12 protein-coding genes are annotated in these 18,630 nt (G+C 52.8%); 2 read left to right on the top strand and 10 right to left on the bottom strand.

Going from position 1 to position 18,630, the window contains the following annotated elements; translation table 11 throughout:
* Positions 1-172: 172 nt before the first annotated feature.
* The 9 genes from pepF to EDC14_RS17855 form a co-directional block, all read right to left on the bottom strand.
* Entirely contained in the window at positions 173-1,996 is a 1,824-nt protein-coding gene (gene pepF, locus EDC14_RS17895; RefSeq protein WP_341540172.1) for an oligoendopeptidase F, read from the bottom strand.
* 648 nt (positions 1,997-2,644) lie between these two features.
* Positions 2,645-5,380: a PAS domain S-box protein gene (locus EDC14_RS17890; RefSeq protein WP_279388781.1), complete on the bottom strand. Its 2,736-nt coding sequence runs from the start codon at positions 5,378-5,380 to the stop codon at positions 2,645-2,647.
* A gap of 336 nt (positions 5,381-5,716) precedes the next feature.
* Positions 5,717-7,354, bottom strand: coding sequence for a thiamine pyrophosphate-binding protein (locus EDC14_RS17885; protein WP_132015681.1), 1,638 nt, complete (start codon positions 7,352-7,354; stop codon positions 5,717-5,719).
* A 90-nt stretch (positions 7,355-7,444) separates the two neighbouring features.
* A complete protein-coding gene (locus EDC14_RS17880) occupies positions 7,445-8,179 on the bottom strand; it encodes a PAS domain-containing protein (RefSeq protein ID WP_165908113.1) in 735 nt (244 codons plus the stop codon).
* 556 nt (positions 8,180-8,735) lie between these two features.
* A complete protein-coding gene (locus EDC14_RS17875) occupies positions 8,736-9,494 on the bottom strand; it encodes a hypothetical protein (protein ID WP_132015679.1) in 759 nt (252 codons plus the stop codon).
* Positions 9,495-9,534: 40 nt separating this feature from the next.
* A complete protein-coding gene (locus EDC14_RS17870) occupies positions 9,535-10,272 on the bottom strand; it encodes a calcium-binding protein (protein ID WP_132015678.1) in 738 nt (245 codons plus the stop codon).
* A 345-nt stretch (positions 10,273-10,617) separates the two neighbouring features.
* Positions 10,618-11,952 carry an FAD-dependent oxidoreductase gene (locus tag EDC14_RS17865; RefSeq protein ID WP_132015677.1) on the bottom strand — a complete coding sequence of 445 codons (1,335 nt, stop codon included), beginning with the start codon at positions 11,950-11,952 and terminating at the stop codon, positions 10,618-10,620.
* A gap of 50 nt (positions 11,953-12,002) precedes the next feature.
* Complete coding sequence (locus EDC14_RS17860; RefSeq protein ID WP_132015676.1) at positions 12,003-13,271, bottom strand: hypothetical protein; 1,269 nt, start codon at positions 13,269-13,271, stop codon at positions 12,003-12,005.
* A 233-nt stretch (positions 13,272-13,504) separates the two neighbouring features.
* Positions 13,505-14,338 carry an AraC family transcriptional regulator gene (locus EDC14_RS17855; RefSeq protein ID WP_132015675.1) on the bottom strand — a complete coding sequence of 278 codons (834 nt, stop codon included), beginning with the start codon at positions 14,336-14,338 and terminating at the stop codon, positions 13,505-13,507.
* Positions 14,339-14,617: 279 nt separating this feature from the next.
* On the opposite strand from EDC14_RS17855, the gene EDC14_RS17850 reads away from it, so the two are divergent.
* Both EDC14_RS17850 and EDC14_RS17845 read left to right on the top strand, forming a co-directional pair.
* A complete protein-coding gene (locus tag EDC14_RS17850; RefSeq protein ID WP_132015674.1) occupies positions 14,618-16,660 on the top strand; it encodes a glycoside hydrolase family 3 C-terminal domain-containing protein in 2,043 nt (680 codons plus the stop codon).
* A 26-nt stretch (positions 16,661-16,686) separates the two neighbouring features.
* Complete coding sequence (locus EDC14_RS17845; RefSeq protein WP_132015673.1) at positions 16,687-17,157, top strand: DUF3795 domain-containing protein; 471 nt, start codon at positions 16,687-16,689, stop codon at positions 17,155-17,157.
* Positions 17,158-17,975: 818 nt separating this feature from the next.
* On the opposite strand, the gene EDC14_RS17840 is transcribed toward EDC14_RS17845, so the two are convergent.
* On the bottom strand, positions 17,976-18,380 hold the full coding sequence (locus EDC14_RS17840; protein WP_132015672.1) for a hypothetical protein: 405 nt from the start codon (positions 18,378-18,380) through the stop codon (positions 17,976-17,978).
* Between the last annotated feature and the right edge of the window lie 250 nt (positions 18,381-18,630).

Raw genomic sequence — 18,630 nt, 5'->3', positions numbered from 1 at the left:
CATCACCTTATCTATCGTTGCAAAATTTTTGTGTCAAAGAATCATCATTCGTTACAAAAACCAACGGAGTGTCGTCCAATATTTTTAGGAGAATCCAGCGGCAATGATTAGCGGTGCTGAATTCTCCATTCTCCAAATTATCGGCCACTTTTCCGGAAACGGCGCCGTCCGTTCAGTCCAGCGCGACTCCGGTTAAAGAACTCAGCTCGGTGATGGACTCTTTAAACACCTCCAGCGCCGCCCGGACTGGCGCGGGGGATTCCATATCCACGCCGGCTTTCCGTAGCAGATTCAGCGGGAAATCCGAGTCGCCGCTCTTCAGAAATTCCACATAACGTTCCCTGGCCGGCGGGCCTTCTTTCAGGATCAACTGGGAAAGCGCTGTGGCTGCCGAGAACCCGGTGGCGTATTTATAGACATAATACGCCGAATAAAAATGGGGAATCCGGGCCCACTCCAGTCCCACCGGCGGATCCACCACGGTTTCCGGCTGATAATATTGCTGGTTCAATTGGAGATACCGCTCGGTAAACCACTCGGCAGTCAATGCGCCGCCTGCTTCCACCTCTTGATGGATCAGCTTCTCAAACTCGGCGAACATCGTCTGCCGGAAGACCGTGGTCCGGAACTGTTCCAGCCGCTGATTGATTAAATATTGTTTTTCCTTGGGGTCGGTGCTTTGCTGGACCAGATGTTCCATTAATAAGGCTTCATTGACGGTTGAGGCGACTTCCGCCACGAAAATTTTATATCCGGAATAAATATAGGGCTGATTGCGGTTGGAGAAATAACTATGCAGCGCGTGCCCCATCTCATGGGCTATAGTAAACACATCATGAATCTTGCCCTGAAAATTCAGGAGAATGTAAGGATGGGTGTCGTAAGCACCCCAGGCATAGGCTCCGCTGGTCTTGCCCTCATTCTCGCAAACGTCGATCCAACCGTTTTCCAAGCCCATTTTCACCAACGATAAGTATTCGTCCCCCATCGGCCGAAGTCCTGCCAAAACCATCTCTTTTGCCTGATCGTAATCGACGGTCCGCTGGTATTCCGGGATCAGCGGCGTATAGAGATCATACATGTGCAGCTCCGGCAGGTTTAGCATCTTTTGGCGCAACCGCAGATAGCGCCGGAGTTCCGGAAGGTATTCGTGGACGGTCTCGATTAAACGGTCGTAGACTGAAGCCGGAATATTATCATCATCCAGTGAGGCTTGGAGCGCCGAGTCAAAACGGCGGACTTTGGCATAAAAAACGTCGCTCTTGACGGAAGCATTCAAGGTAGCGCCGAAGGTATTTCGAAATTTGGAGTAGGTGTCATAGAGCGTTGTAAACGCTTCCTGCCGGACGCGGCGGTCCTTGCTCTCCAGGAAACGGGAGTAACGCCCCTTGGTCAGCTCGACTGCTTCGCCGTTCTCATCGGTGATGTTGGGGAACTTCAAGTCGGCATTGTCCAGCATGCCGAAGATTGCGCCGGCGGCGTCGGCCACTTCGCCGCTCTCCGCCAGGAGCTTTTCCTCGGGCGCCGACAATACATGCCGTTTCTGGCGTTCGATTTCCGCAAAAAACCGTTCGTAAACCCGAAGTCCCGGTTCTTGCTCCAAGTATGCATGGAGCTGCTCCGCCGGAAATTCTACCAGCGCCGGTACCAGGAACGACAGCGCGCTGCCGGCCTCGGTGGCCAGGGTCTGTATCCGGCTGGTCATCGCCTGGTAACCGGGATCCGCGTTATTTTCATCCTTATGCATGCGGGCAAATACGAACAGCTTGTCGACCAGCCTTCCCAGATTGTCCTTGGCCTGCAAAAAAGCCAACAAATTGGCGGCTGAATCGAGAAATCTCGCCGCCTGTTCACCGGTTCCGCCAATGATATCCTTTAAACGGGCGAAATCCGCCTCCCAAGCCTCATTGGACGGATAAATCTCCGCCAGCTTCCATTGGAACTGTACGGGGATTTCCGCCCGTTTCGGCAAACGTTTCGTCATTGTACTGCTCACCGCTGTAACCCCTCCTTCTATTCACATAATATTCTCTCCGTTTTTTCCCCAATCCTCCCTGGAATTATAAACTTTCCCTAAACGATTGCCGCCCCGGGAATACCGGCTGAATTGGTGCGCGAGGTTTCATCCGGCTGCCCCGGGCTTTGAGGAAGCTTCTTCGCGTTTCGGTCTTCTTTCCCCAAGCCTTGGTCCTGCTTCCCGAAGCTTTGGTCCTTTATCCCGAAGGATTCGTCTTGCTTCCCCGAACCTTGGTCCTTTATCCCGAAACCTTGAAGAAGGTTCCCGAAGGCTCGGGGATGCTAGGATGAACCTTCGGGAAGAAAGGATCGCAGGATCCTATGAAAGGATCGTGGGATCCCTTACAAGGATGAAGATCATCCCTTACACGGATCGCAGCATACCTAACAAGGATCGCAAGATCCTTTGAAAGGATCGAGGCATCCCTTACAAGGATGGCTTTCATCCTAACAAGGATGAAGAATATCCTAGTTGGACCAAAGACCATACCTGACATGAGGGTGGATGGACTGATATATTAGAATAGCGGGGGGGATGACCAAGCATCGTGGAGAGTTCTCCTGAGGAGATAATCGGCATTATCAGGAGCTATATATGTGGCACACAATACTCCAGACAAGCAAAGGATTATTCATGCAATACCCTGTATAAGACTCGGCGCAATTCTTCCACCTTATAGGGTTTGAGCACGACGTCCCGAAAATTGAAATCCTTATAATGGGCCAACACCGGGTCTTCGGAATATCCGCTGCAAACAATGGCCCGCACATTCGGACTGATCTTGAGCAATTGTTCGATCGTTCGTTTGCCGTTCATCCCTCCCGGAACGGTCAAATCCAGAATCACCGCGTCATAAGGTTCTCCCTCGGTTTGCGCCTTGATGTACTTGGTAATCGCCTCTGCGCCGTCGCTGGCCAGATCCACTTCGTAGCCCACCCGTTGCAGAATCTGGCTCACTGGAATCGTGATATTCTTTTCATCATCCATGATCAGGATCTTGCCATGTTCCTCGGCTTCGTCCAAATCTTCATCCCGCACTGCTTCCGTGGCGGCATCCAACTCGCTGATGGCCGGCAAGTAAAAATAAAAAGTCGAACCCGACCCGGCCTTGGATTCCACACCGATATAGCCGCCGTGATTGTTGATGATACTGTAGCAGACCGCCAGGCCAAGCCCGTTTCCCTGTTTTTTGGTGGTGAAATAAGGGTCAAAGATCTTGGCCAGATTCTCTTGGGGAATCCCCGGTCCTTGATCGATCACCGATACTTTGACGTACTCTCCCGGCTTGATGGGTAAGCTATCCATCGAATCCCAGGGCGTATTCTCGCAGCGGACCGTGATGTTCCCGCCCTCCGGCATGGCCTGGGAGGCATTGATCAACAGATTGGTCAGTACCTGGGTAATCTGGCCGGGGTCCACCTCGGCTTGACGAAGCTCCTCCGGAATAACGCAATAACAGGAAACCCTGGAGCCCCGCAAAACAAACTCGACGGTATCCAGAACCAGCTCCTTCAAGGAAGTGATTTTTTTAATCGGGATGCCGCCTTTGGAAAAAGCCAGCAACTGCTTGGTTAATCCGGTTGCTTTGGAAACCAGTCCCTCCACTGTCGCCAATAGCGGCCGGATGTCCCGGCCATTCTCAAACCGCAATCCGGCCAGCTGAATATTGGAAAGAATGGCTGCCAAATAATTATTGAAATCATGCGCGATACCGCCCGCCAGAATTCCGACCGACTCAATCTTTTGCATCCGGATGGTCTCCGCCTCCAACTCCTTTTGCCGGGTGATATCGCGAATCGTCTCAATGACCCCCAGCGTATCCCCATACTCGTTCCGCAAGGGCGTGGCCTTGAGCTCCAGATAAACGTTGCTCCTTTGGTTGAGCGACGGCAATAAAACTTGCCGCGCCAAGACATCGCCGTTCTTGTCAAACTCCGCTTCAATGTTCTCAGAGGCGCCGTCCAATACAATATCGATCATTCTCAATTGCTCGGGACAGACCGTGGTATTCGCATAAGCCTCCTGGCCAAGGATCTCTGCCTTAAACGCCCCGGTCAACAGTTCATTGGCGCGGTTCCAGGCAATTACTTTGCGGTCCTTATCGACCACGAAGGTTCCGTCCGGTAAAAACTCGATAATTTGCTGCAACTGATTGGCGAGCGCCGCCTTGGTCATCGCCTCTTTCAAATTGGTAATCTCCGTAAGCACGAGTACCGCTGCGACAATCTTATCCTCCCGGTCCAAAACCGGGGCCGAACTTTCCAGGATCACTCCGAAGCTGCCGTCGGCCCGTTGCACAATGATCTCTTCGTTGGAAACAATTTCTCCATATTGCAGGGACCGGAATAATGGCCGTTCCTCTTGGGAAAAGGGCCGTCCGTCGCCGCGGAAACACTTTATCGCATGGTACAGCTCGCTCAATTCCAGCGGAAAGAAGGAAAGGCACAGGATCTCGCCATAGCGTTTATTCGCTGATATGACCTTTCCTGACGGAGCTTCAACAATGATGACTCCCGAAGGCATCTGTTCCAAAATTGCCTGCAACCGAGCCTGCTCTTGCTCCAATCTTCGGATCAACTGTTCCCGATAGGTGATGTCACGGCACATCAATACAGTGAGGGTCGGTGTACCATCCGAATTCATGACTAAAGTTTTATTATAACTGATATAACGAATGTTGCCGGTACTCGTCTGCCGAAGAACGGTTTCGCCGAGGAAAACCCGGCTGAAGGGCTTTTCCTCGAACGAACGGAAAGCGCCGTCAAAAACATGCAGTTGCGAATCGAATAAGAATTGGGTAAGATGGTTGGGGCCGTCTTTGGAATCATCGGAACCCAACATTTGCCTGGCGGCGCTGTTGGATTTCACAATGCTTCCTTTGGGGTCGGATAAAATGACCCCTTCCTGCATGCTTTCAATAACCGCTTCCAATTGGTCGCGCTCCTGCTGAAGCTTGTCGATTAAAATCGCCTTTTCCTTCTCCAGCATTATTTTTTCGGTGGTTTCCCGGTGGATTAACACCCATCCCAAGAATGTTCCATTCTTGCCGTTTACCGGAGCCAGCGTAAAATCCCAATAGGTGATGCCCCGCTCCGGCTGCTTTTCAAACTGGAACGGGACGGATTCACCCCGGAAAGGTTTTCCGGTATTCCGGACTTCCTCATACATCGCGGACATTTGTGGGGACCACCCCGGAAGGGGCTGTTCCGAATAGCCGAGCAAGGCCTCAGACGATATTCGAAGTTGTTGGGCAAATTGGTCGTTTGCATAACGGATCTTAAGATCCGGACCGATGAAAGCCATCCCGTCCGAACTATGACAAAAAATGGAGTAAAATAAAGCGTTCTCTTCGGCAACGCTCATGCCAGATTTCGAACCAGTTGGCATCATGATACCCTCACAATCGTCAAACCCTACCAGAAACCAAACGAATGCGACGATTCTTCCCTATACTCCTGGTGCCCGCAATCCGAGGGTCATGGCTGTTCTTGTTCCGGACTCAACTCGGACCCCTCTCATGCCCAATCGATCCTGCCCTTTTCTAAAAGAGCTGTGATAAACCCGGCTAAAAGCCGGAAGGGTCACAGCGATTGCCTGAAGCAAGTGATAAAGTCGTTTTAAATCTTTTTATGAGCTGATTTCCGTTTCGAGAGACTTTATCACATGGCTTCTAAAAAGTCGTTGCTGGAGTTTGTCCTGCTAATTTCGTTCTCTGCTCAATGTCGGCGGAATTTCTTCCGGATCGACCACGGCTTCCAAAACTACGGGGCCCTCATGTTCGAGGGCGGACTTGATTCCCGCTTCCAACTCCCGCTCATTTTTGCAGCAGATAGCAAAGGCGCCTAACGAACGGGCAAACATGGTGACATCCAGCGGCTTCTCAAAGACGGCGCCGACGACATGCCCCACCAGATATTTCATGGCCTTTTCCGGCATATCGAGCCGTCCGTTATTAATCACCACAAAGATGATGGACAGATTGTTGCATACGGCTGTCGAAATTTCCGTGCCATGCATAAACGTACAGCCGTCGCCGGTGATGCACAGGACTTTTTTCGCCGGATTCGCAAACTTGGCGCCAATGGAAAATCCGATGCCATGGCCCATGGTTATAAAGTTCTCATCAAAATGAAAGGTCCCGGGCTCCAGTATATCGAAATATTTCACCGCATAAAACGTATTGCTGCCTGCATCTCCAAAAGCGACTGTATCGGCCGGAAGATGCTGGCGCAAAATTTTAAACGTCTTGGCTGCCGTCAGCAAGCTGGACTCTTGATCGGTTTCCTCGGTGTTGGAAGACAGCCTCATGCTTCGCAGCTTCAGATGGAAGCTCTCCTCCGGCTCCACTTTGTCGAGGAGCCTTCGCAAATTCTCCTTAATATCGCCAATCACCGGTATGGTGGGCACCGGAAGAGCCTTCCCCACAAAGGTGGCGTCATAGTCAAAATGAATTACTTGCTTGGGGTAGATATTGGGAGTCATTGCCGAGGCCGACATGTCGGAAACGCTGTCGCCAACAATAATCATCAGATCGATCCCATCCCGGAAAATGGCGGTGGCCTGTTCGGTACCGCCCAGCCCAAACGTTCCTAAATAATGAATATCGCGGTTGGGAAACGCTCCTTTTCCTCCGGGCGAGGTAATAACCGGAATATTGAGGCGCTGCGCCAGGATCTGAACCTCCTCATAGGCGCCGGCGATATTGACTCCTTTGCCGAGAAAAAGCACTGGAGTTCTCGCCTCCATCAGCATCGGAACAATCTTTTCGATCCCCACCGAAACATTGGGGGGAAACGAGGGAAAATCAATTTCAAAATCTGCGACTGTCTCGGTGAGAACATCCGTGGGGATATTCAGGTGGACCGGACCGCCCCCTCCCAGGAGCGTCTTTTCCAAGGCATGTTTGAAATACAACGGAAAAAGTTCTCCCCGTTCAACCCTGGCGCTGAACATGGTCACCGGCTCAAACATTTTAACCAGATTTCCCTCAAGATAAGAAGCATCCAGCCCAAACGTTCTTCTCATCTCCGCCAGGGCCGGGTGCCCCGTAATGAATAAAACGGGTAGATTCATAATTTGGGCTTGCGCGGCAGCGGTCAACATATTCATGCCTCCCGGACCCGCCGCACTGACGGCCACGCCAAGGCGCCGATTCGTCAGTGCATATCCGGATGCCGCAAAACCCGCCCCGGTTTCATGACGGCAAAGGACAAACTGGACCCCCTGCTTGTCGAATTCGCCGACCAGCGGCTCCACCGCTCTTCCAGGAATGCCGAAAACATGATGAATTCCGAATTTCCGCAAATGTTCTACCAACAATGCAGCGATCGTTTTCACCGTTTTGCTCCCTCGTTTCCGAATTTAATTCACCGCGATTTTATTCCGAACCTCATTTCTCCCGCTATCCCCGTCAATCAAGCTTCTCTGCTATATGGCATCCGTGGCGTCGTGAAACTTTCCCAGGGCTCCGATTAATCCATTTCGTTCGTCATAAACGGGCATTCCGTTAAACAGACAGACTGTCTTGACGGAATTTTCCGAATCTTCGATCACAAACTCGGTATCTTCTTTCTTTTCACAGGTTGTCAGGATTTGAGCGATAAAGTTGCCGAGATACTTCAATTCTTGAACCGGCTTTCCCAAAAGATTGATCCGGCTGAGCCGCGTGAGTTTTTCCGCATAATTGTTGAATTCGGTGATTCTGCCGTCCACATCGGTCAATACAATCCCGATTCTGGTGGTGTCGCTGATGATCTGATTCAGCAATTTCAGTTTCTTATTCTGCTGCCGTAATAGCAGCTCTCGCTCGACGGAGTCAACCACCGTTCCCAATAAGGTAATGAAGAGATCATGGGACTGTTCACTGGAGGTCATAATGGTTATCGTACCGAGAATCGTTCCCAAATCGTTCCGGAACGGAATGGTAAAACAAGCGGAGCGCCGCACAAATTCGTGATAATGATCCATTCCGACTAATTTGATGGGGCATTTGTGTCGAAGGGCAAGGGATACTGCATTGGTTCCGTTGCATTCCTCGGTGAAACGGACTCCCGGACGGAAACCCAATTGCTGCATCATGCTCTTCACCGTTTCATCTCCGGTATATTCCAGGATCGTACCGTTCGCATCGGTCACAAACATCACAATCGGAGTTCCGTTCATAGTTAAAAGAACCTTATTCACAAAAAAATTTACAACCGATAAAATCTCTTGATAGTCATTTAAAATGATGTCCAGCACATTGGGATCAAAAACTTCAAGAGTCGGTATGCTATTTGGATCTAACCCCCTTTCACGGCAACGTTCCTTCGATTTTATGATATAGTTTTCCATATATTGCAGCACCCTGATCACTTCCTTTCGAAACAGATATCATTTCAAAAATTGATGCTATTCATCGAACTATGAACCCATACTTAATTTACCATTGGCTTTTATTCTATATTACCAATTTTGTATTAAAAAGGCAAATGGTTGTGTAAAAGAATCCCCAAGACCGTGGTTCATAATTACGAAAGATGCTTCTTCAATTTTTGACTCTTTTTCAGCGGGTAGGCATTTAGAAGCGTTGTGATAAACCCTGCCCCAAGGTCGGGGTGAACACAAAAGCTCAGAAAAGCAAGTGATAAAGTCGTTTTAAATCTTTTTGCAAGCTGACTTCCGTTTCGAAAGACTTTATCACATGGCTTTTAAAATGGTGTTAAAAAGGAGAAAATCCTTACTTCTGCAGCAATTCCAGAGGGACGTAATATTTGGTGTAACGGCGGCCGTTTCCGTCAGTATAGTGGCCAAAGCGGTCCCGGACCATCACTGTGGCCCGCTGATTCAACCGGTACACCCGGCCATGGAGAACCGTGTCCTCAAAGCGGAACGATACGGCGTCACCAATCCGGAGGCCGTATTTCTGGCGCGCGATTTGCTGCGCGGTGGGCAGCTTATGATAGCTTTCGGTGTGGCCGAACAGCCGGCCGGCCAGGCGTTTGAAACGGGCGGCGCTGCAATTGGAGGCATGAAAGTGGAGAAATTCGATCACATGGCAAATCTCGTGCTCAAGGACAAGTTGCAACGCTTCCAGGCTGTCGGCGGTGGCGATGCCGCATACCGGTTTGGGATTTTTGACGGCGTGGTATTGCAAGAAAAAGTTGACTCCGATCCGGATCTCGATGCGAATCTCGGACGGCTTCCGTTGCGCGATATCCTTCGGACAGAGAGTCTTGCCCGCGCTCTTGGTCAGGCGGGAGGAGAGCGAAAAACCCAACGTTCCGGCGAAACAATGCCGAAACCAACCCGCCAAAAATAATTCGTCATAGAGGCCGAACAGCAACTCCAGATCGGCGGGAGCGATCCGGTTGATGGTATGATCTTTGATATTGGCCGAAGTGCCGATGAGGCGACGGGCGATCTCCTTCCGTCGCCACGTGATCTCAGCCGCGGCGTATTCCATTGTCAACAGGTCGACCATACAGTATTCCCGCATTCCCGCCTCGTCTGGTGTTTCGGAGCCGAACCGCCGGAGACTAACGTCCGCCAAGCCAATAGATGTAATCCTCAATCAACTGATAATGATCGCCATCTTTATCGACCGGTTCCAGTTCGGAGAGGGGCAGGACATATTTTTTGCGGCCGCGCCGGACCACGGCCATGATCCCATAAAGCTCGTCGATTCCGTCCCAGCCGATGACCTTCGCTGCCGGACCCGTTGCCGAATCTCCTGTTGACGAATCCCCTTCAGAAAGGATCTCGACCGCGAAAGGCAAGACCAGCTCGGACTCGAACCGTTCCTTCCAGACACTCAGGATCTCATCGTCATCGTCGCTCTCCAAAGCCGCAAGGAAGGCGCGAACCCGTTGCTCCTGTTCGCGGCTTTCTTTCTCCCGCCGCTTCGCCGCGAGGTCAAACACATTGGACGGATCGGCCTTAGCCCATTCCACCGGAAGGTCGGGCCGGATCTGGCGGATAATATTCAAGAAGTTTTCGGGGCTGATGGAGCGGTCGGTATTCTGCAGCCGGATCAGGCCGTCATCGTGCTCCACTTCGCAGAACCAGTCCCGGCCTCCGGAGAAGCGGATCCTCCTGATCTGCCGCCATTCCAGAAAAGCATTGTCCCGGCTCAGCGTCGTCAGAATGTGCATTCCTTTCTCATATAACACGACCGTGGCATTTAATATCACAATATCCATGCCCGGGTGGCCGCCCAGATAGTCCAGGGAAAAACTTCCCAGCTTACCGCCAAAATCGGTTTTAATCAGGTGCAAAGCACAGGGCTCCTTTCAATATAGGATGAAATAAAGTTCTTAAACTAAGGTTTGCATAGTAAAGCCGAATGCAAATAAAAACAAAGCGAAATTTATTTCATCCTATTACTGCGGTAATCAGTTGAATGAAATTCCTTCATGATTCCATCATGGAAGGCTTACGGGACATGATGCTTCTTTAGAATTTAATTCGACCTTTATAGCGGAACATTCCGCGTTCATCCCGAATCCCCTTTCCTTCCCGGGAAAGATTTTTGGGACACCCGGCTTCCCGTCGTTTCACGGGTTGGCGCGGGCCGCGGGAGCATGACGGCGCTCCGGCTGCTTTCGGGACCAATTAACGGCCTACGACCGAGGGGCCTGAAGCGCCACGGAGTTTAAAAAGTTCCACGGCTTATTGTAATGCGGCTGGAAGAAGAAGTCCACGAAGGCCAATTCATCCAGGGTCATTTGGGCTTGAATGCAAACCGACAAGGTATTGATCGACTGGGTCAGCTCGGCCTTGGAAAGCAGCTGAGCGCCGAGGATCCGGCGCGAAACGCGCTCGTAAACCACTTTCAAATGGACTGCCTCATAGTCCGGCATAAATTCGGGGCGATAATTCTCAACGATCAACGACGCTTGGACATCCAGCCCCAAAGCTCCGGCGCTCTCTTCGGTCAATCCGGTGGCCGCGATATTGTAGTCGTAGATCTTGATGCCCGAGGTTCCTTGGGTGCCGAGGTAGCGCACGGCCGGGCTTATCAAGTTCCGGGCCGCCAGGGTTCCCATGCGCACCGCATTGGTAGCGAGCGGAATATACTCCGGTTGGCCGGTGGGGTTGAACCGCACCGCGCAGCAGTCGCCCGCGGCGAAAACATCCGGCTGGCTGGTCCGCATGTACTCATCGACCACGATGGCGCCGTTGGGCAGCATCGTCAACTGCTCCCGGAACAGCCTGGTATTGGGCCGGAACCCAATGCACAGAATGGCCAGATCGGTTTCGTGCCGCCCCCGCTCGGTCAGGACCGCCGTCACCTTGCCCGATTGGCCGGCAAAGCCGGTAATGGCTTCTCCCAGAGCCAGGCGGACGCCGTGCTCCCGTAGAGCCTGCTCGGCCAGGTCGGTAAAGTGTTGATCCAGATACTTCGCGAGGATCCGGCCGGCGCTGTCGATCAGGGTGACCTCCTTGCCCTGAGCGCGAAAAGCCTCGACCAATTCAACGCCGATATATCCCGCCCCCACCACCGTGATTCGCCGGGCGGTTTTGGCCTTTTCCACAATGGCCTTGGAATGCTCGTAATTCTTGGAGAGTAAAATATTCTCCAGCTTAATTCCGGGCAACTCCGGAACCACCGGCCACGAACCGGTGGTAATGATCAGCTTGTCATAGCGATCCTCAAATTCGTTTCCGGAGTCCAGATCGCGCACTTTGAGCCGTTTGGCCGCGAGATCGGCCTCCGTCACGTCATGCCGCATTTTGGTAACCACGCCCAGCTCCGCCATTTTCTGCGGCGAAGAATAAAAAAGCCCCTGCGGGTCCCGGATCACTCCCCCGACATAGAGGGCGATGCCACAGGAGAGAAATGAGATGGTGCTGTTTCTTTCATAAACCGTGATTTCAATCGCGGGATCCGCTTGCTTCAGGTTCAAAATCGCGGCGGTCCCGGCGTGGGTACAGCCGATCACAACGACTTTCATGCTCTCCACTCCTTCGATTTTTGAAACGCTCAAAAAATAAACCGGTCCGGTCAAGCCCCCAATGCCCGGGTTTTCCGTTCGCGGCCTTGCAGCAAAGGTCCGAATACGATGGCCAGGACCAATAGCGCGATGGGAACATTCGGCAGCCATGAGCTGTTCAGATACTGCTTATGCCATATCCGGCGTTGCGCCGGGTCGTATTTGGCGAGGAAAAATCCGCGTCCCTCTCCGCCGGCCAGATAAACGCATTCCTGGCCATCAACCGTGAACAGCCCCTGCCAACTGCTCGAGGCAATGGCTAGTTTCTGGATCCGGTCCGCCCCATCGGGCGTGCTCTGTAAGATCAAGCCAGTCACTCCGCGCTTCGTTCCCGGAGCGGGGCTTGGAACGACTCCCGAGATATAGAGGCGGTCCGCCGGCGACACCGCAACCCTCCCGATGCGCTGAGCGCCCGGAATCTGAAAGCGGCGTACCTCCAACCGTTCATCCGCTGGTTGATAAATACCCAACACAGCGGGAACGGCCGCTCCGTTTCCTGAGGCATTGGCGGAGGAACCCAGCAAATAGATACGGCCCCGGCTGTCAAGGGCCAGATTCCCGGCCACCCAATTCTCAGCTGCGGAACCTATCGTCAGCGGCCGCTTGAATCCGTCCCGGGCGTTCGATGGGTAGAATTGCAACTCGAACCGCTCCCTTTGCACCCGATGCCCCAGCACATACAAATGTCCGGCCTCATCCAGCGCCTGGCCGCTCAAAGAGACTTTGCCGGCCGGCGTATCCAAGCGGATCACCCCGACCGCCCGACGCCGCTGAAGCGTTCCGGCCCGATCGTGCTCGGAGAGCGAGTACCAAAGATGCCGGACCAGTTTTCGCGAGCGTTGCCGCCCGGTGTCACCAACCGGCACTGCCGGATCGCTTTGTTTGGAAAGGATGGTAAAACCCTGCTGCGGAGTCCCGCGCACCCCGGCCACGGTCCACGCTTTGGGAAGCGACAAGGCTTGGCTCACGGAGGGCTTCCCTTCCCGGTTGTACTGCTGCAGTAACAGGCCATTCTCTTGCCGCTGGACCATAGTGACGATCCCATGTTCGTCTTTTCCCAGGTAAATATCGCTGGAACGCCGGGTCCAACTCAATTTGGCGTCCGGTTTTAACATCGTCACAAACTGATAGGCGCCAAGCCCCCATTTTGCCGTGCCTTTGAGATAAATATTCTGATAACGGTCCACCGTCAAATCCACGATCTCCCGATGAACCTCCAGATTGGCATAGACAGTGATGAATGCCACCAGGATGACTAGCAGCACAACTTCTCTCTTCAACAAAAGTTTCCCCCGGACTCACTGGATTTCCCGCCTAATGATTTTCGCTGTCCGCAATGGACCTCCTGCTCAATGGAACAATAAGTTTTAGGGATGGCTCTTTTCCGATTGGTCCGGCGGTTCCATGGATGAATGATAATTTTAGAAAACGCGTTAACGCATCGCGGTTTTCTAAAAATTCCTTCCGACGGATTGAACCATCGGAGTCGTAGCGAAAGAGCCGGAGCCGGACTTTACCCGATCCGTGACGGTGGATACCCTTTGACCGTCCGGAAAGCGCGGTTGAAAGTCCGGACGCTATTGAATCCGCAGTCAAAAGCGGTGTCAATCATCGATTTCTGACCGGTCTGAATCAGTTGCTCCGCTTTTTGGACCCGAATCCGGGTGAGATACTCCTTGAAGGTGATCCCGGTGAATTTCGCGAACAGCCGTGAGAAATAATACGGACTGAGACCGGACATCCGGGCGATTCCGGCCAGGGAGATCTCCTCCATATAATGGGTCTCCAAATGTTGAATCACCTTCTGCACTCGCAGGATATCCGGCTTTTTGGCTTCGTTCCTGGGGGATGTCACGGGGCGGGTGGGAAAATGGCGCAGTATCAGAGCGCAGAGTTGAGCAATTTTACCGCTGACATAAAGGCGGTAATGCGGACTTCTCGTTTCCAACTCGGCGACGATCTCTTCGAATAAAGCCGTGATCCCGTTCCGGATCGGTTCAGCAAGCTCAGCGAGAACCGCCTGATCGATGAAAGCGGGGTCGAATTGCCGGTTCTCCGGCCAGCCTCCGGGGCTCCCGATCAATTCGGGACGGAAGATCAAGACGATAATCCGCGAGTGTAAATCCCGGCTATCGTAATAGTGGATATCCGTGCTCCGGAAGAGGGCCATTTCGCCTTGGTGCAGGACCCGCGCTTCCTTATTGATCCCAATCCGGATGTTTCCCGAACAAACCAGCATCATTTCCACTTCAAGATGCCAGTGAGCCAGAAAATTATTGTTGGCGGCATAAAACGCGCTGACCGCAAAGTCTGAGCTGTAGCTTCTTGTCTCCAGAAACGCGTTCATCGCTGTACTTCGCCCTCCCCAATCCGGTCGTATGCCCCGAAGAATATAATTCTGGCCGTAAATGCCGCCGAAACCCTTTCCGGAAGCGCCGGCCAAAGAACGGCCCCGAGCAACCAAGTCCGCCACGTCACCGGCTGCCCGTCACGTAACTCAATTATATTGCAAAGAGCAAAAACTGTCCATTCCCAGGTGAATTTTGGCCGGAATTGTCCGTGCTGCTGAGGTATAATCTGCCTAGGATTTTCCCATTCAGTATGAAACAAGTTATGAGGTGTTGACATGGAACTCAAAGAGATCATTGCCAAGCTGAGTCTGGAAGAAAAATTCGCGATCCTCACCGGCCTGGATAATTGGCGGACCGTGCCCGTGGAACGGTTGGGGATTCCGTCGGTCGTCATGTCGGATGGACCGCACGGCTTACGCAAAGTGGTGAAGGATGAGACGGGTGCCGAGACCACGCTCCAGGCCGTCTGTTTCCCGACTTCGGCGGCGATGTCGGCCACCTGGAATCCGGAATTGGTGCGCCAGGTCGGCCAAGCGCTGGGCGAGGAATGCGGCGCGATGGGAGTGGACATTCTGTTGGGACCGGGTACCAACATCAAGCGGACTCCGCTCTGCGGCCGCAATTTCGAGTATTATTCGGAGGACCCGCTGCTCGCGGGCGAGTTGGCGGCGGCATACATCGACGGTGTGCAGAGCCAAGGCGTGGGAACCTCTCTCAAGCATTTCGCCACCAACAACCAGGAGTTCGACCGCTTCCAGATCAGCAGCGAAGTCGATATCCGGACGCTGCGGGAGATCTACTTCAAGCCTTTTGAGATCGCCGTCAAAAGATCTCAACCGTGGACCGTAATGTGCGCCTATAACCGTTTGAACGGCATCTATTGCAGTGAAAACCGCTTCTTGCTCGATGAACTGCTCCGCCGGGAGTGGGGGTTCGAAGGAATCGTGGTCTCCGACTGGTGGGCCGTGCATGACCGGGCCAAGTCGCTTGGCGCCAGCCTGGAACTGGAGATGCCCTTTACCCCCGATAGCGCCGCGAACCTTCGCGAAGCCTACGAAAAGGGCGCCATCAGTGACGCTACGATCGATGAAGCGTTGGAACGCTTGTTGAAGCTCATCTTCCGCGCCGCCGGAACCCGGGAAGGACGGGCGAAGCAATACGACCTCCAGCGCCATCATGCTTTGGCGAAGGCCGGAGCGATTGAGGCAATTACCTTATTGAAGAACGAGGATGACCTACTGCCGATCCGGCGCGATCGCGCTCAAAAGGTCGTGATCATCGGCGGCTTGGCCGAAAAACCGGCCTTCGAAGGCGGCGGCAGCTCCTATGTAAACCCGCTGTTGGTCGACATCCCGTTGGAGCAGATCAAAGCACTGGCCGGAGATGCGGTAGAAATTAATTATTTCCCGGTGTTGTCCGCTGCCAACTATCAGGTCAATCAGCTGAATCTGGCGATGGCCGCCGCGCGCAAGGCCGATCTGGCGATCGTCTTTGCCGGTAACCGCAATGGCGCCGAATTCCGGGGCCGGGACGGCATCGAATCCGAGGAATACGACCGGAATTACCTGACCCTTTCACCCGAAACCGAAATGGTGATTCAGCGCATTGCCAGTCAAAACCCGAATACTGCGGTCATCGTGCAAGCGGGCGCCGCCGTGGATATGTCGGCGTGGATCCATCCGGTGAAAGCCGTGCTTTTCGCCTGGTATACCGGGCAAGCGGCCGGCAGCGCCCTGGCGGAGATCCTGTTCGGAGTGGCCAATCCCAGCGGTAAGATCGCCGAGACGTTCCCGCTGCGCATCGAGGATACTCCGGCCTACGCCACCTATCCAGGGAATGGTTCCGCCTCCTGGTACGCCGAGGGCTTAATGGTCGGCTACCGCTATTACGATACCTATCAAAAAGAGGTGCTCTTCCCCTTCGGACATGGCCTCTCCTATACCACATTCGGCTATTCGGCTCTGGAGATCGCGCCTTCCACCGCCGCCGAGCGCGATACGGTGACGGTCTCCTGTAAAGTGAAGAATAGCGGCGGGCGGAAGGGCAAGGAAACCGTGCAACTCTATGTCCGGGATGTGGCCAGCAAGGTCTTGCGCCCCGACAAAGAACTGAAGGCCTTCGCCAAAATCGAACTGGAGCCGGGCGCGGAGCAAACGGTCAACTTTGAACTGAAACGGGATGCCTTCGCTTACTATAATACGTCGCTCCACGACTGGCACGTCGAAAGCGGCGAATTCGAGATCCTGATCGGCGCATCCTCGCGGGATATCCGGTTAGCGGGGAGTGTTTCGATCGAGGCGGAGCAAGATTTTTCATAAAAAACACTGAGGAGAAAAGCGGTATCATGGAGCGCAAAGAAAGAAAAGAAAACGGCTATTGCGGTTTATATTGCGGTGCCTGTCCGGTCTTTATGAAAACGCAAAACGGCCAGATCGAACAACTGGCGGCTGAACTTGGAACACCTGTCGTAGAAGTTGCTTGTTTCGGCTGTAAAAGCAATCAAGTGGCCAAGTGGTGCCGCGATGATTGTCCCATCAAAAAGTGTTCCCAGGAAAAAGGCCATGATTACTGCATCGAATGTGACGATTATCTCTGTAAAGACCTGATGGAATTCAGAGACGACCCGCGTTACCCTTACCATACCGAGATCGAGGCTTATCTCGATCAAATCCGGAAAGAAGGCACCGAATCCTGGTTGAACTTCATGAAAATACGCTGGTCATGCAAGAATTGCCATACGCCATACGATTGGTTTCAACAGACCTGTAACCGCTGCGGCGCCGCTGTCGCGGGGTATCACAAACCCGAAAGCTGAGCGGAGCCTCACGGCTTCTTTTATCTGGTTCTCCCCGAAGCGCTCTTTGGGGGAAACCCATTGTGTCTTTCGTCGATGGGGGCAAAAATTGCCCCCTATTTTCTTTTGAACCAAAATCCGCTTACCGATTCCGCTCGATGTTCCGCTTCATCTTTTTAAAGTATGGTTCATCCAATCGCGTGGCCAATCCCCCGGATCGGCCAGGCTTCCGAGCTCCAGGTCGGTTCGGCGACGATTATCAAGTTGGCCCCGCTCTCTCCTGAGCTCATTCAGTCGTTCAGCAAGCTGGTTTTGTGGATAAGCCACCCACCCCAACAAAGTTGGGACAAACGATAGGATGACAAATGTCGAAATGCAACCCCTTGCCCCTTAAAGGGGAAAGCACCAGGCTTTGAAGTGGATTAAACATTGTTTTATCTGCGACGAAGCATGGTGGTTATCCTTTTAAAGGACGAAAGGATCGCAGTTAGGCTTCGAAGCGATTTTTCGAAGTAGGGATTGAAGGATAAGTCGTGACGTCGATAGTCCTAACCCTTTGCCCTTTGCGGCTGATGTCCGTCCTTGGACGCCGCAAGCTTAAGCCATCCTGGCTCTGGCTTCCCGAATCGGGCAGGGAAACCACCAGGCTCCGGGGTCTAAAAGCCTTTAGGCTGCGGAGAATGGTGGTTACTCTCCCCGATTCGGGCCAAAACCAGGATGGTTCAAGTCCGGCGAACCATGGATGGATTACCGCCGGGGAGAGCGAAGAGAGAGGAAGAAGGCTAGATCGAATCCCTATCATGCTTACGTACTTTCTTGCGGATTTAACTTTATAATCATCAGCAAGCTGGTTTTGTGAATAAGCCTCCCACCCCAACAAAGTTGGGACAAACGAAAGGATGAAAAATGACGAAGTGCGACCCCTTGCCCCTTAAAGGGGAAACCACAAGGCTTCGAAGCGATTTTTCAAAGTAGATAGCGAGCTTGCTCAATCGTTCAGCAAGCTCTTTTTGTGGATAAGCAAGCTGGTTTTGTGGATGAGAGAGCTCGCTCAGTCGTTCAGCAAGCTCGTTTTGTGGATGAGCAAGCTGGTTTTGTGGATGAGAGAGCTTGCTCAGTCGTTCAGCAAGCTCTTTTTGTGGATAAGCGAGCTGGTTTTGTGGATGAGCGAGCTCGCTCAGTCGTTCAGCAAGCTCTTTTTGTGGATAAGCAAGCTGGTTTTGTGGATGAGAGAGCTTGCTCAATCGTTCAGCAAGCTCTTTTTGTGGATGAGCAAGCTGATGATTATCAAGTTAGCTCCGCTCACTCATGGAAGGGATTGAAGGATAAGTCATGATGTCTATAGTCCTAACCCTTTGCCCTTCCCGAATCGGGCAGGGAAACCACCGGGCTCCGGGGTCTGACTTTTACCCGAATTGCCAGACACTCAGTTAAAGGGTAGAATAAAGAACTAAGGAGCTGAGTGTAGTGGTCAAAGAACGGAAAGTGTATAGT

Source organism: Hydrogenispora ethanolica, assembly GCF_004340685.1.
GTDB lineage: Bacteria > Bacillota > UBA4882 > UBA8346 > UBA8346 > Hydrogenispora > Hydrogenispora ethanolica.
This window is presented reverse-complemented; position numbering and strand designations above follow the sequence as displayed.